Raw genomic sequence first — 13,735 nt, 5'->3', positions numbered from 1 at the left:
TTATGACGATTACTCGCGTCTCAGTTGACTCAGCAGGCAATCAGGCGATCGGCGACTCCGAGATCCCCTCCATCTCTGCCGACGGGCGGTTTGTGGCGTTTTTATCTAATGCCACCAACCTCGTGCCAGGGGACACTAACAATACCGATGACATCTTCGTGCGCGACTTGTTAACGAATATTATCACCCGCGTCTCTGTAGACTCAGCAGGCAATCAGGGGAACGCCTTGTCCGTACTCCCCTCCATCTCCGGTAACGGGCGCTTTGTGGCGTTTGCATCTAATGCCTCCAACCTCGTGCCGGGGGACACTAACGGTAGAGCCGACATCTTCGTCCGCGACTTGTTAACGAATATCACTACCCGCGTCTCTGTAGACTCAGCAGGCAATCAGGGGAACGGCATTTCCTATTCCTTGTTGACCTCCATCTCCACCGACGGGCGGTTTGTGACGTTTGCATCGGATTCCACCAACCTTGTGGCGGGAGACACTAACGATACCCGTGATATCTTCGTGCGTGACTTGTTAACAAACACTACCACCCGCGTCTCTGTAGATTCAGCAGGCAATCAGGGGAACGGCATTTCCGAGTTCCCCTCCATCTCCGCCGACGGGCGGTTTGTGGGGTTTGCATCTAATGCCTCCAACCTCGTGCCGGGAGACACTAACAATAGTCGCGATACCTTCGTCCGCGACTTGTTAACGAATACCACTACCCGCGTCTCTGTAGATTCAGCAGGCATTCAGGGAAACGACTCCTCCGGCATTCCCTCCATCTCCGCCGACGGGCGGTTTGTGACGTTTGCATCGGATGCCACCAACCTCGTGCCGGGGGACATTAACAATCGCGGCGACATCTTCGTGCGCGACTTGTTAACCAATACCACTACCTGTGTCTCAGTTGACTCAGCAGGCAATCCGGGGAACGACTCCTCCCTCTATAGCTCGATCTCCTCCGACTATAGCTCGATCTCCGCCGACGGACGGTTTGTGGTGTTTGAATCTGATGCCTCCAACCTCGTGCGGGGGGACACGAACAATAGCACTGACATCTTCGTGCGCGACTTGTCAACCAATACCACCACTCGCGTCTCTGTTTCAGGGGCGGGCAATCAGGGGAACGGCGAATCCTACAGCCCCTCCATCTCCGCCAACGGGCAGAAAGTGGCGTTTTCATCTAAGGCCTCCAACCTCGTGCCGGGAGATACCAACAATGGCTCAGACCTCTTTATTGTTGACTTAACCAACATTCCAGGCGTTATCAATACTTCTAGTAACAACATCAACGGGACTCCCGGCAACGACAACCTGACTGGCACCAGTGGCAACGATATCATCAACGGTTTGGAAGGTGATGACGTGCTGATCGGTTTGCGGGCTAATGATGTCTTAAATGGCGGCGACGGTAACGATATCCTGTATGGCGGCAAAGGTTTTGACACTCTCAACGGTGGCTTGGGCAACGATAATCTAGTCGGCGGCGCGGGCAACGATGTATTTGTTTTAGGTGCCGGATTGGGAATTGATACAATCTCTGATTTCACCAACTCTCAAGATGCCATTCAATTAATCAATGGCTTGACCTTCGGACAGCTATCAATTTCCTCTGGAACTAACGGCACATTAATTAGAGTAGCCAGCAGCGGTGAAGTTTTAGCTTCTTTGACAGGCGTTGCTCCCAATTTTATTGGCTCTGAAGATCTCATCTCGGTCTAGAGATGGTAAACAGTCATTTGTTAAATCACTTTTACTCAGAAAAACATCATGTTTAAACTTCGCAAACAATCACTCGCATTAATAGGCACATTTCTTGCAGTTTTGCAACCAGCTTTTACCGCTAATTCACAAGAAAGCAACAGCGAATTTAGCAAACTTCAATCCTTATTAGAAGCCAAAAAATGGTACGAAGCGGATCAAGAAACAGTCTCTCTGATCCGCAACAACTCCGCTAATCTGTCTTGTCCGAACCTCCGGGCGATCGATCAAATGTGGATGCGATCGAGCAATGGCAAGTATGGATTGACTCCACAGTTAGAGATTTGGCAGAAAGTGGGCGGTTCTAACTGTCGAACTTGCGAAGGTCAAATTCAAGATTTTAGCAAGCAAGTAGGATGGAACATGAGCTCGCAAGTAAGTCCTATACCAGGGGAGTTTCCAGCCCAGTATCCAACTGTTGCTTCATTAAGTTGGCAAAGTTATGTTGACAGCGATAAAAGCATAACAAGGTACAGTCTTTTTGCGGGCGCGCAGACATGGCAAGCGTGGAGGGTTACAGAATTTAACCTGTTTTCTGCTTTTGCCAATTGCGGCAAGTAACAGTTGTAGGGCGGGCAATGCCCAGACTTCCACGTCGGAGTCGGGATGGGATTTCTCGATCGCCTCGGCTTTTCAACCTAAAATCTCAAATCTCAAATCTAAAATAGTAGGACTATGGCATTCGCCAAATTTTAATAGTGCGATCGGGACTGCCGGTCACAAAAGTCTTGCTATCTCTGGCAATAGCAACAGAACTCACAAACTTACTGTGACCTGAAAGAGTGCTTCTTTCTTTTCCTGTCTTCAAATCCCAAACTATAATATCTCCGCCCCCGCTGATCAAAGTGCGACTGTCCGGGCTAAAGGCGATCGTCCTCACCCAGCTCGAATGTCCTTTAAAAGTGCGGGTGCGCTTCCCGTTTTGCACGTTCGACAAACGGATCGTATTGTCGGTGCTAGCACTAGCCACAATTTTCCCGTTCGGGCTAAAAGCCACAGCAGTAACGGGGCCCCGGTGACCTGTGATAATTCTTCTGACTTCTCCGGTGCCGAGATTCCACAAACGCACAGTCTTGTCCTCGCTGCCGCTAGCCAGAGTTTTACCGTCCCGGCTCAAAGCGATCGCGTTTACTCCTCCGGCGTGGCCGCTCAAAGTCCGCAACCTGCTGCCGGTTCTGACATTCCACAAGCGAACAGTTTTGTCATCGCTGCCGCTAGCCAGAGTTTGACCGTCCCTGCTAAAAGCGATCTCGTTGACGGTGGCTTTGTGAGCGGCAATCGTCCGCATCCGTCGCCCCGTCTTCAAATCCCAGAGAATCACATTATTGTCGTCGCCCCCACTGGCCAAAATCGAGCTGTCCGGGCTCACCGCCAGCGTCTTGACCGATTTTTTAGAATGGACCGAATTGAGAGTCTGCACCAGGCGTCCCGTCCTCACATTCCAAATTCTAATCGTCCCAAAGCTTGCGCTCACCAAAGTTTGACCGTCAGGCGACAGGGCGATCGCATTTACACTCCCGACATTATCCAAACTTCTTTGCAAAAATTGAGTGCTAGGTAAAGTAGAAAGCAGCCACACCGGGTTTGCTGGAAACACCCCGTAACGCAGCGAACCGTAAATTTGAGACGCGCCAATACTCACCATCAAAACAGCCGTGCCCGCCAGCAACTTCTTTTTCCAATCAAAAACATCTTTCTCGGTCTTGTTCAATCCCGAATTCAGAGGTCTGAGGCGGTTTATGGAACTCTGCTTCTTCGCCCCAGACGGCCCGGCAGTTGCGCGAATTTTAGTTTGCCCCGTCGTCGGCAACTGAGTGGGCAACTGACTTTCCGCGCCGTCGAGATTAATTTCCTCCAAGCACTGCAAAACCATCTGGGGACTTTGAGGTCGATTTCCCGGAAAAGGCGCCATCAGATAATCGATTACATTAGCCACGGAGTCGGAAACCTGAGGAGCTCCTTTGCGCCACATTAATCTGCCCGTGCGCGGGTTCTCTGGAAACGCAGTTGGTGGCTTTCCAGTCAGCAAATAAACAAAAGTGCGCCCCAGAGCAAAAAAATCCGACTGGGGAACAGCCTTACCATTAGTTTGTTCCGGCGGCGTGTAGCCGGGGGAAACAATACCAGTCACATTTTGCCCCTGACCCACCTTAGCGAAATAAGTAGCCGAAACTTCCCGAGCAGTCCCGAAGTCAATCAGCACTAACTGCCCGTTTGGCTTGCACATAATATTATGCGGCTTGATATCCCGATGGAAATAGTTGAGGCGGTGAACTTGGTCTAAAATTTCCGACAGTTGTTTGAGCCAGTTCACAGCTTGTTCTTGACTGATGGGGCGGCCCCGATGTTTCAGCCAGTCTTGCAAATTGGCCCCAGCAATTTTCTCCATCACGAGGCAGTGAAAAGACTCTGTGCTGTGAGCGGGCGTAAATATAAAATAACCGTCGCGATCGACTTTTGGAATACCTGGATGTCTGAGCCTGACCAACACGTCGGCTTCTTGCTTAAACAGTTCTACAGCTTTGGGATGTTCTTTGAGCAGGACTTTGAGCACTCTTCGGGCGCCGTTGTCGTCCACTTCAAATGTTCTGCCAAAGCCGCCGCCTCCGAGAGGCGCGACTAGCCGATATCGACCTTGCAACAAAAGTTCTGACCCGCAGTGGATACACACGGATTTACCAGAGTTGGCTGGATCGGAGGGATTCGGGCATTTGGGATTGAGGCAATAACTCACAGAAGCCACATAACCCTGATTGAGGTTGCTCTATCAAGTTTTACTTTGACACTGCTCTACAAAACTTGGCTAAACTTATCTAAGCTTCACCATTCAACTAGAAGTATTTTCTAGAGGGTCTGATTCCTGCTTCTGCCAAGAGAGTCGGCTCTTACTTGTCCACAGGCGTAAATTCGGGTGGAGCAGCACCCTATTTTTGAAGTCTCTACAACTATTTATTATTGTGGAAGCTTTTAGCCATTGTTTAACCATTATTTTCAACCAATTTAACGAATCGTGGTATCCCGTTCGACCTTTTTATAGGCTGGCCAGTTTTAAATCGACCGTCGTTTACTCTTCCAGAAAATTTTTCCTGCAGATTTTGGGCATTATTCTGAGAATGTTGCACAAAACTGCGCCTCTGTCAATATGCTTGTCATAAGTAGCTCGGAGGAAGTTTAATCAAGTATTAAGCGATTAGATTAACCTCTGTGCACTCTTGGTGAGTGAGATTTTTGATTCAGCTTGCGCTACTTGCCTTGACAAGATTACTCAAGCCGCATTAGAGGTGTCTTTTCTAAAATCGTTAATTCTGGTATGGCATACCGTATTTGATTAGTCCTCTTTAAATCTAGTTCGGTTTTTGTTCAAATACGAGTTTTCGTAGACGGCAACACGGTGTTTGTGGGACGACGTACTCAACAATAAGAGTACGAGGTTTTACTTTGTCTAGTTAGACTCAATTTTCAACTTATGACGATCGTAGCACACCTAGTAAAAGACTCATCAGCACCCTTGATTGAAATCTTCCAACGTCTCTGAAGTCTAGCGAGGCTTTAGTCTCGCTAGACTTCAGCCTCCCGTGTTTTTGTATAACCGGTGGCCGTGGGATCTAACGATCGGCTTGAGGCCAAAGGTTTTGTTGTTTGTCACAGCCGATCGAGGTCACAAATCCCCGATCGCAGCACATAATGTACAAACAGACCAGAAATAATAACGAGAGAGCATCCACATTTCAATTGTACGATCGCAACCACCACTCTCGAAGAAAGAAGTGAGAGTGGGAGAGTGAACGAGTGAGGGAGTGAAAAAATCTGCCTTCTTCCCTCGAACCTCTTCCCTCTTCCTTCAGCACAAGAAAGCCTTTTAAACAAGTCCCTCAATTACCGGATGGAAGTAGAACGCCAGCGCCAAAACCGTATAAGCTGCCAACAGCAAAGTACCTTCTAGCCAGTTAGAATTGCCATCAGAACTGATAGAATTGGCGATCAGCACCGACACCGCAACCGCTACAAGTTCAAACGGGTTGAAGTTCAAGTCCATCGGTTTGCCCAAGACAAAACCTGCCAAAACCAACACCGGGGCAACAAACAAAGCTATTTGCAAACTCGAACCCACAGCCACAGAAACCGACAAATCCATTTTATTTTTCATCGCCACCGTCACCGCCGTCGTATGTTCGGCCGCATTGCCAATAATCGGCACTAAAATCACCCCGGTAAACAGTGATGTCAGTCCCAAACGCGCTGTCGCTTCTTCGAGAGTACCCACCAACAGTTCCGACTCGACAGCTACCATCAGGGTACAGGCCAACAGCACCGAAATCCACAACGGCAGATTGACTTTGTGGTCAGGACTGTCTGGTGCTAAGTTATTTTCGGCTAAATCTTCAAGCATTTCTATTTCTGCCACCCCTGCATCGTACAGATAACTGTGGGTTTTCATCGAAAACAGCAGCGTCAGCACGTAGACGACAATCAGCACTACAGCGACAGCGCTAGAGAGGTTCTGCATAGTTTCTGCGGGGATGCCAATAGAGGTGGCATTAACTGCAGTTGGCACCAAAATGGCAATCACGGCTAAGTTCATCGCTGAAGCATTTAACCGGGCGACTGTCGGCTGAAAATCTTGTTCTTTGTAGCGCAAGCCGCCCAGCAGCATCGCCAATCCCATCACCAGCAGCAGGTTGCTCATAATTGAACCGGTAATGCTGGCCTTAACAACATCTATTAGTCCGGCGTTGAGGGCGACGATGCCGATAATCAGTTCCGTGGCATTTCCAAAGGTAGCGTTCAGCAAACCCCCCAAATTGGCACCTAGGACGACGGCGATTTCTTCGGTGGCCGTCCCCATCCACGCGGCTAGGGGGATGATGGCTAAAGCCGAGGTGACGAAGATTGTGGAGGGTTCCCAGCCGAGAAAGTGTCCGGCGATGGAAACCGGGATAAATAACAGCAGGCTGGAAATTATTGTATTTGTGTTTAGCATTTAGATTCTCAAAAGCTGCCAACCGTCAATCATAGCCTGTGACCAAATGAAAAAAAGGGTGAGGGCTTGGGATTTGGGTGTTCGCTTAAAGCTGAGGGTGGGCGATCGGGCGATCGCTGCATTGCCGCTTTCACAGATGTGACAAACTAAGAAAGCGATTTGTTTAGCCGATCGGTTCAATGGATTTTTGTATTCTACCCGCTCGATCGCATCAGCTTCCGCATTGTCTTGAGAGCAAAGTTGAGTATTTCTGGGCGATCGTTTTTTCAGATGTTCGTCTAGTGATATAATCTTTAAATATTGCCATTCTGCAAGTATAGCTATACATAATACTTTGGACTGCTTCAGCCATGCCTCTACAAGAAGAGATTGACAAAACAAGGCAAGACATTCGGACAGATAGCTACTCAATGTCTATTGGCGAGTGGATCAGTCTTTATGAGAGTAAGGAAATTGATATTCACCCAGAATTTCAAAGGTTTTTTCGTTGGTCGGATTCTCAAAAATCCAGGTTTATAGAATCAATTCTTTTAGGTATACCGATTCCACCAATTTTTGTCAGTCAAAGAGATGATGGGATTTGGGATGTGATCGATGGTTTGCAGAGACTCTCAACCATATATGAATTTGTAGGTATTTTGAAACCAGACAATCAAGAGCAAGATACATTTTCTGCTGTCGCCTTACAAGAAACAACTTACTTACCTTCGTTAAAAGGTAAAAAATGGAACGATCCTGACGATAAAGATAACTCTTTAACTCAGGCGCAGCGTTTATTGATTAAGCGAGCCAAAATACACGTCAATATTGTTGCAAAAGAAAGTGATGAAATGATTAAATATGAGCTCTTTCAGCGGCTGAATACAGGAGGATCGATTGCTACACCGCAAGAAGTAAGAAATTGCATTCTTTTAATGTTGAATAAAAATTTATATAATTTAATGCGTTCACTTGCCGATCGCGAGTCATTTAAAAGCTGCATTGCTTTGAGCGATCGCCTCTATGAAGAACAGTATGATATGGAATTAGTATTGCGTTTTATTCTTTTCTTCGATCGAGATAATACCAGTATTCAAACGCTGGGCGGTGATGTTAGCGAGTTCCTAACGGCTAGAATGCGTGAAATGGCTATTAAAAAAGATTTGGATAGCCGCCACATAGAGACAGCGTTTGAGGTGACATTCAGTATGCTTAATGAAGCTCTGGGAGAGGACAGCTTCAAGCGATATAAACCGGAGAATGATAAATTCCTGGGAGGGTTTCTATTATCTGCATATGAGGTGGTAGCACTAGGAATTGGATACAACTATCAAAATCCAATTCCAACAGACCAAATACCTAATCGTATAAAAAATATTTGGTCAGATCCAATTTATAAACAATGGTCGGGAGCTGGAGTGAATGCAGCAAGACGCTTACCGTATCTTATTCCGCTAGGTAGAAAGGTCTTTTCCCCTTCATGAGCATCCGAACAGAGCAAGAATTAAGCGATAGATTGGCAACGGATCTTGCTTGGCGAAAGATGGAACTGTCAGAAATGAAATCTTTGATAGAAGCGAAAAATGTTTCTGACCAAAGACATAAAGTATTAGTTCGGAGTGGAGTATGTATTCTCTATTCCCATTGGGAAGGTTTTGTCAAGCTAGCAGCCAACTCTTATCTAGAATATGTTATCTCAAAAAAGCTTACGTATCAGGAGCTTTCTAGTAATTTTTTAGATTTGGCCATGAAAGAAAAACTTAAAGAGGCAAAAGAGACAAATAAGCCATCATTGTATATACCTGTTTGTGAGTTCTTTCTTTCCGAATTAAATCAGAGATGTATCCTACCTAAAGATGTAATATCTACTGGATCGAATTTATCTTCTGACATTTTAAAAGAAATAACTTATATTCTCGGAATTGACTTTTCAATATACTCTACTAAATCGCCAATAATTGATATCAAGCTTGTAAAGACAAGGAACGAAATTGCCCACGGTGAGTATTCGGTGTTTGATAGGGATGCCTATCTAGAGCTACACAGACACATTATAGGAATGCTCGATATATTTCGGAACCAGATAGAAAATGCTGCTATTCAGAAAAAATTTAGGCGGGATTCACCTTAGATAATGACAACAGGAGCCAATAATTATCAACCATGTCAAGAAAACTAGATTTTTTAAAAGTAGAAGTCGTCCCGCACGATCCAACTTGGCGAAGCGCCTTTGAAACTGAGTCGAAACTGATTGCACTTGCACTTAGGGAAAATGTGGTTGCTATACATCACATTGGTAGCACAGCTATTCCCCAAATTCATGCAAAGCCGATAATCGATATGTTAGTTGAGGTTAAAGATATTATAAAAGTCGATACACAGAGCTCAGAAATTGAGGCATTAGGTTATCAAGCAATGGGTGAGTTTGGGATATCCGGTCGTCGTTTTTTTCGCAAGGGTAATGAAGCAGGAATTAGAACACACCACCTTCACGGGTTTGAAGTGAACTCAGCGCAGATAGAGCGCCATTTAGCGTTTCGAGATTATATGATTTCCCATCCAGAGGACGCGCAGCAATATAGCGAACTAAAACGAGAACTCGCAAACAAATACCATGATAATATTCAGGGGTACATGGACGGAAAAGATGGGTTCATTAAAGCAATGGATATGAAAGCGGCAAAGTGGCGAGCATCTCATTAAAATTATGATATGGGAAGTGGCAATTCTTGATGTTAAACCTAATATGACTGGAGTAACATAACATATGAGTGATATCGGTCTCACACACATCGCACTGCCCGTTTCTGATGTCGATCGCAGTATTGAATTCTACTCCAACTATGCTGGAATGCAGGTCGTTCACCGCCGCATTGATGCAGAAGCTGGAGTTGCTGTGGTCTGGCTCTCCGATCGCACTCGCCCTTTTGTAATTGTGCTAATTCAAACAGACTCAGTACATCCCGTTTTATCTCCCTTTGCACACCTCGGAGTAGGTTGCAAAAGTCGCGAATATATGGACGAACTCTGCGACAAAGCACGTCAAGAAGGCGTATTGCTTGAAGAACCAAAAGATTCTGGATATCCGATCGGCTACTGGGCTTTTTTGCGAGATCCGGACGGTCACACGCTGGAACTATCCTACGGGCAAGAAATCGGATTTACAGTGGAGGCTGCTACTTAAAGTTATAATAAGCAAATTGCCCTCCAAACCCGATCGTTTCTCATCTGGAAATAGACTGGAGAATCAAATGACCGCAGCAATCATCGCACCACCCAGAAAAGAATCACCTCTTCTGTTCGAGGAACTCACTTGGAGAGAGTTCAAAGCAGTTGAGCAATTGTTAGACCGTCCAGGATATCGACTTTCTTTCCTGGATGGAGTTTTGGAGATTAAACTAATGCCTGGAGAACCCCACGAAACCGTTAAAGAAAGAATTGGTGCATTGTTGGAACTGTACCTGCTGATGGCGGGGTTTGACTTTACTCCAACTGGCTCAATGACTCTGGAAAGTGAAACGGGAAAAGTCAAGCGAGAGGCCGATAAATCTTATAAACTTGCTCCTGGTCGCAGGCTACCCGATTTGGCGATCGAGATCGTGTTTTCCAGTGGTGGCATCAACCAACTGGAGGCATACAAGCGGCTGAAGATAAAGGAAGTGTGGTTCTGGGAAGATGGATTGTTAGAGGTTTATCACCTGCGGGGAGAGGGCAATACACTTGATTATGAAAAGGTTTCTAGTAGTGAGGAGGTGAAAGGGATCGATTTGGATTTGTTGTTGCGCTGCATCAATATGGTGAATCATGTTGATGCAGTTAAGACTTTTCAACAGGCACTCCAGAAATAGCTGGGAATAGGGGATTGCGCCTCCTTTTTCCACCTTTGTTGACATCTCAATATCTGCAAAAAGCAATGGGGAATGGCAATGATGCAAGTTGTAATTGTGGGAGCAGGGCCAACTGGTGCGGCACTTGCTTTACTGCTGGTGAAACGAGGTATTGCTGTAACCTTGGTTGAGGCTGCCAAAGATGCCTACCGAGTGTTTCGCGGTGAAGCGTTAATGCCGAGTGGATTGGATGCGATCGCACAAATGGGCTTATCCACAATGCTAGAAGGTGTTCCACACCGACAAATTGATGCCTGGGAGTTCGTTGTGGGCGATCGGCAACTATTTCGAGTTGATGAGCCAATGGGGTCAAATAGACCTTGTACACTGGTATCGCAACCGCCTTTGCTAGAAACACTAATTTCAGAAGCTAAGTTGCATCCAGAGTTTGAATTTATCCCAGGTGTTCCCGTAAAAGATTTACTGTACAGCAACGATCGCATTGCGGGTGTAAAGCTAGGAGATGGGCGAGAGATTCCTGCTGCACTTGTCATCGGTACAGATGGTAGAAACTCTGTTGTACGACAGCGTGCAGAATTAGAGTTAGTAAAACAGCAGAATAGTATAGATGTTCTGTGGTTTAAACTTGCCGCTCATCCTCGGTTTGTGGCGGATAATGTATTTTATTCCATCCTGAATGGCGGTAGCGGATTTAGTGTCTTTCATGGGGCAGAATTAGGAAAACTTCATCTGGCTTGGGTGCTATCGGCAGATGACAAAACCGATCGGAAACACACAGACTGGGCAGAAACTTTCGCATCGCTATCTCCTGCGTGGATGGCAGAACATTTCCGCAACTGTGCCGATACGATCGAATCTCCGATGCGATTATCTGTTGTGGTTGGTCGCTGTCCGCGCTGGCATCGACCAGGAATCATACTTTTGGGGGATGCGGCACATCCGATGTCTCCGGTGCGCGCTCAAGGAATTAACATGGCGTTACGCGATGTAATTGTTGCCGCCAATCACCTTGTACCTTTATTGAAAGCAGGGGCTAATTACGAGGATATTGACTTAGCATTATCGCGGATTCAGGCAGAACGCGAACCAGAAATTATTCGCGCCCAACAACTTCAAGCACAAGAAGCGTGGAAAGGCGAACAACTGCGAAAAAATGGATTGTTGCGTTTATTGATGATGCAAGCTGCTCCGTTTTTGGGTGAAAAAATTAAACAATTTTGGGTAAAAGGACAGTATGAATTGCGCCAAGGAGTAACAGAGGTAAAATTGGTTGTGTGAAAAGAGGAAATTAAAAATTAGGAGAAAATTGTATGCGATCGACAAATATCAAAGGACCGATCGGCACTATTCACATCATCGAAGCCAGCCCCCCTGTCACCGCTGCGGAGTCGGAACCGCTGCCGGTGGTGTTCGTCCACGGTATGGCGGTTTCCGCGAGCATTTGGGAGGCGCAGCTTGCCCATGTCGCCCGTACCCGACGCGCGATCGCCCTTGACGTGCGGGGACACGGTGATTCTGCACCGCCGGAGGACGGCAACTATGCGCCCGCCTCCTGTGTAGCGGATGTTTTCGCCGTGCTCGATGGGCTGGGACTTGATCGAGTGGCGATCGTCGGCCACAGTTTCGGTGCTTTTATTGCCCTGGCCACAGCAGCCGCCGCACCGCACCGCATCGCGCAGTTAATCCTGGTAGACCCACCTGGAGATTTTACCAAGGTGTCTGCAGAGGTGCACGAGGGACGCATCGTCCCCTACCAGAGGGTTCTGGAGACGGAGGATTGGCGGGCTGCTGTGGAAGCGGGCTTCAATGAGGCGCTGACAGGAAGCAGGGCCCATACGCGCGATCGGATACTCGCTTGCTTGGCGGCGACTCCACGGGATTGTCTGCGTGGAATGTATCGCGGGATGTTTGCCTTTGAAGCTGTTGATGCTCTCGATCGCTACCTAGCAGCCCCTGGAACACCGGCCCACGCCATTATTGCTCCCTCAAACACTTTTCCCTTCAGCCTCCACATCCTCCGTCCCACGCTGACGACAACTACGATCCCCGATACTGGACACTGGCTGATGCTGGATGCGCCGGAGGCCTTTGCTAGGGAACTTGATATCTGTTTGGGAAAAGAATCGATATGAATGACTCCTCGCTTGAGTAATTTGGCTTCTACTTGCAAGATGCGGAAGCTGCGTGGACTGGCAATGCCAAGAGTGCATTCGGGCTTCAAAATGTGAAATGGTCAGATGAACAGTGGCAGCAGTGCAAGATGGAATATTTTACAGAAATAAATGAAGCTTCAACCGCAGCAGGTTATTGGAACGATATCACAATGTTCTTTGTCAGAACCCATAAATCTGGTCAAGTCGATGCACTCCTTACTTAACAAATCTTTTTTCAAAGTATGCAGCATATTGACATCGCTAAAATTTTGGAGTTTGATGAGGGATTAATTATCCATTTAATTGAGGAAAGTCTGTCCCAAGGTTTTCAGTTTGTTGAAAGACTGGTTCGAGATTATCGTAATGGTTATAACTGCTTCGAGAAGGTTGGTGAAGCTTTATTTATAGCGTCATCGCAGAAAAGAGCGATCGGAATTTGCGGCTTGAATCGAGATCCTTATTTCAACGATCCAAAAGTTGGACGATTGCGGCATTTGTATGTTGAGTCAGTTTGGCGGGGAAAGGGGGTGGGGCGTTTATTGGTCGAGCGGCTGATTTACGAAGCCAATCTGCATTACCAGTTATTGACGTTGCGAACAGATACGCCAACAGCCGACAGGTTTTATAAAAAATTGGGATTCAAGACTCAACCCAATTGGCACCATACGACGCATCATTTACAATTGAGTGAGATAGACTATGCGTGACTTTGTGTTAGGTTAGTTCTCTACCATGCCGACTAAGTAGTAAAGTTCATCAGCAAATAAATGGATGAAGTCGTCATCGTCGAGTACGATCCGCATTGGGCGATTCTTTTTGAGCAGGAAACTGCACGGCTCCGCGAGGTTTTAGACAAAGATAAGTAGCTAGACAAAATTAATTACATAGTTTTCTCCAAATTCTTTCAGGATTTTTTCCACAGAGGTAACAAAAGTACCCCAATTCTTGTAAGCAGATATCTCAATCCATTCATACTTAATAAACCGCCATAAAATTTCAATTAAATTTAATTCTGGAGAG

The 13,735-nt window shown here is 46.7% G+C and carries 14 protein-coding genes and 1 pseudogene; 11 read left to right on the top strand and 4 right to left on the bottom strand.

Annotation, left to right across the window (positions count from 1 at the left end; all coding sequences use genetic code 11):
- Positions 1-2: 2 nt before the first annotated feature.
- The gene (locus QUB44_RS15355; protein WP_333368940.1) at positions 3-1,715 is read left to right on the top strand and encodes a calcium-binding protein; all 1,713 of its coding nucleotides are present in this window, start codon (positions 3-5) and stop codon (positions 1,713-1,715) included.
- A gap of 48 nt (positions 1,716-1,763) precedes the next feature.
- Positions 1,764-2,315, top strand: a complete 552-nt coding sequence (locus QUB44_RS15350; RefSeq protein ID WP_333368937.1) for a GUN4 domain-containing protein — start codon at positions 1,764-1,766, stop codon at positions 2,313-2,315.
- Between the two features lie 112 nt (positions 2,316-2,427).
- On the opposite strand, the gene QUB44_RS15345 is transcribed toward QUB44_RS15350, so the two are convergent.
- The 3 genes from QUB44_RS15345 to QUB44_RS15335 form a co-directional block, all read right to left on the bottom strand.
- The gene (locus tag QUB44_RS15345; protein ID WP_333368933.1) at positions 2,428-4,497 is read right to left on the bottom strand and encodes a serine/threonine-protein kinase; all 2,070 of its coding nucleotides are present in this window, start codon (positions 4,495-4,497) and stop codon (positions 2,428-2,430) included.
- A 1,116-nt stretch (positions 4,498-5,613) separates the two neighbouring features.
- Positions 5,614-6,735: a calcium/proton exchanger gene (gene cax, locus QUB44_RS15340; RefSeq protein WP_333368930.1), complete on the bottom strand. Its 1,122-nt coding sequence runs from the start codon at positions 6,733-6,735 to the stop codon at positions 5,614-5,616.
- Positions 6,736-7,116 (bottom strand): hypothetical protein, encoded by a 381-nt coding sequence (locus QUB44_RS15335; protein WP_333368926.1) that lies wholly within the window; start codon positions 7,114-7,116, stop codon positions 6,736-6,738. It lies immediately after the preceding gene.
- Between the two features lie 29 nt (positions 7,117-7,145).
- Here QUB44_RS15335 and QUB44_RS15330 point away from each other — a divergent pair, with 29 nt between their 5' ends.
- The 9 genes from QUB44_RS15330 to QUB44_RS15290 all read left to right on the top strand — a co-directional run bounded on the left by QUB44_RS15330 (position 7,146) and on the right by QUB44_RS15290 (position 13,422).
- Entirely contained in the window at positions 7,146-8,198 is a 1,053-nt protein-coding gene (locus QUB44_RS15330) for a DUF262 domain-containing protein (RefSeq protein WP_333368923.1), read from the top strand.
- Positions 8,195-8,845, top strand: coding sequence for an MAE_28990/MAE_18760 family HEPN-like nuclease (locus tag QUB44_RS15325; protein WP_333368920.1), 651 nt, complete (start codon positions 8,195-8,197; stop codon positions 8,843-8,845). The genes QUB44_RS15330 and QUB44_RS15325 overlap by 4 nt, the downstream gene beginning before the upstream one ends.
- Before the next feature lie 32 nt (positions 8,846-8,877).
- The gene (locus QUB44_RS15320; protein ID WP_333368917.1) at positions 8,878-9,417 is read left to right on the top strand and encodes a GrpB family protein; all 540 of its coding nucleotides are present in this window, start codon (positions 8,878-8,880) and stop codon (positions 9,415-9,417) included.
- A gap of 64 nt (positions 9,418-9,481) precedes the next feature.
- Positions 9,482-9,898: a VOC family protein gene (locus tag QUB44_RS15315; protein WP_333368914.1), complete on the top strand. Its 417-nt coding sequence runs from the start codon at positions 9,482-9,484 to the stop codon at positions 9,896-9,898.
- A 67-nt stretch (positions 9,899-9,965) separates the two neighbouring features.
- Entirely contained in the window at positions 9,966-10,562 is a 597-nt protein-coding gene (locus QUB44_RS15310; RefSeq protein ID WP_333368911.1) for a Uma2 family endonuclease, read from the top strand.
- 78 nt (positions 10,563-10,640) lie between these two features.
- Positions 10,641-11,840, top strand: a complete 1,200-nt coding sequence (locus tag QUB44_RS15305) for an FAD-dependent monooxygenase (RefSeq protein WP_333368908.1) — start codon at positions 10,641-10,643, stop codon at positions 11,838-11,840.
- Positions 11,841-11,872: 32 nt separating this feature from the next.
- On the top strand, positions 11,873-12,694 hold the full coding sequence (locus tag QUB44_RS15300; RefSeq protein ID WP_333368905.1) for an alpha/beta hydrolase: 822 nt from the start codon (positions 11,873-11,875) through the stop codon (positions 12,692-12,694).
- A gap of 92 nt (positions 12,695-12,786) precedes the next feature.
- Complete coding sequence (locus QUB44_RS15295) at positions 12,787-12,939, top strand: hypothetical protein (RefSeq protein WP_333368902.1); 153 nt, start codon at positions 12,787-12,789, stop codon at positions 12,937-12,939.
- Positions 12,940-12,957: 18 nt separating this feature from the next.
- The gene (locus QUB44_RS15290; protein WP_333368898.1) at positions 12,958-13,422 is read left to right on the top strand and encodes a GNAT family N-acetyltransferase; all 465 of its coding nucleotides are present in this window, start codon (positions 12,958-12,960) and stop codon (positions 13,420-13,422) included.
- Between the two features lie 159 nt (positions 13,423-13,581).
- Here the strand turns inward: QUB44_RS15290 and QUB44_RS15285 are convergent.
- Positions 13,582-13,735 (bottom strand): annotated as a pseudogene (locus QUB44_RS15285) (IS630-like element ISAcma34 family transposase); the annotation flags it as partial.

The sequence above is a fragment of the Microcoleus sp. AT3-D2 genome (genome assembly GCF_036705715.1).
Taxonomy (GTDB): Bacteria; Cyanobacteriota; Cyanobacteriia; order Cyanobacteriales; family Microcoleaceae; genus Microcoleus.
The sequence above is the reverse complement of the archived record's forward strand: the minus strand, read 5'-3'. Positions and strand labels throughout refer to the sequence as shown.

Bases quoted from the DNA above. Each gene is read 5' to 3' on its own strand.
- QUB44_RS15355 (WP_333368940.1), top strand. From the start codon at position 3: ATGACGATTACTCGCGTCTCAGTTGACTCAGCAGGCAATCAGGCGATC.
- QUB44_RS15350 (WP_333368937.1), top strand. From the start codon at position 1,764: ATGTTTAAACTTCGCAAACAATCACTCGCATTAATAGGCACATTTCTT.
- cax (WP_333368930.1), bottom strand. From the start codon at position 6,735: ATGCTAAACACAAATACAATAATTTCCAGCCTGCTGTTATTTATCCCG.
- QUB44_RS15330 (WP_333368923.1), top strand. From the start codon at position 7,146: ATGTCTATTGGCGAGTGGATCAGTCTTTATGAGAGTAAGGAAATTGAT.
- QUB44_RS15325 (WP_333368920.1), top strand. From the start codon at position 8,195: ATGAGCATCCGAACAGAGCAAGAATTAAGCGATAGATTGGCAACGGAT.
- QUB44_RS15320 (WP_333368917.1), top strand. From the start codon at position 8,878: ATGTCAAGAAAACTAGATTTTTTAAAAGTAGAAGTCGTCCCGCACGAT.
- QUB44_RS15315 (WP_333368914.1), top strand. From the start codon at position 9,482: ATGAGTGATATCGGTCTCACACACATCGCACTGCCCGTTTCTGATGTC.
- QUB44_RS15310 (WP_333368911.1), top strand. From the start codon at position 9,966: ATGACCGCAGCAATCATCGCACCACCCAGAAAAGAATCACCTCTTCTG.
- QUB44_RS15305 (WP_333368908.1), top strand. From the start codon at position 10,641: ATGATGCAAGTTGTAATTGTGGGAGCAGGGCCAACTGGTGCGGCACTT.
- QUB44_RS15300 (WP_333368905.1), top strand. From the start codon at position 11,873: ATGCGATCGACAAATATCAAAGGACCGATCGGCACTATTCACATCATC.
- QUB44_RS15290 (WP_333368898.1), top strand. From the start codon at position 12,958: ATGCAGCATATTGACATCGCTAAAATTTTGGAGTTTGATGAGGGATTA.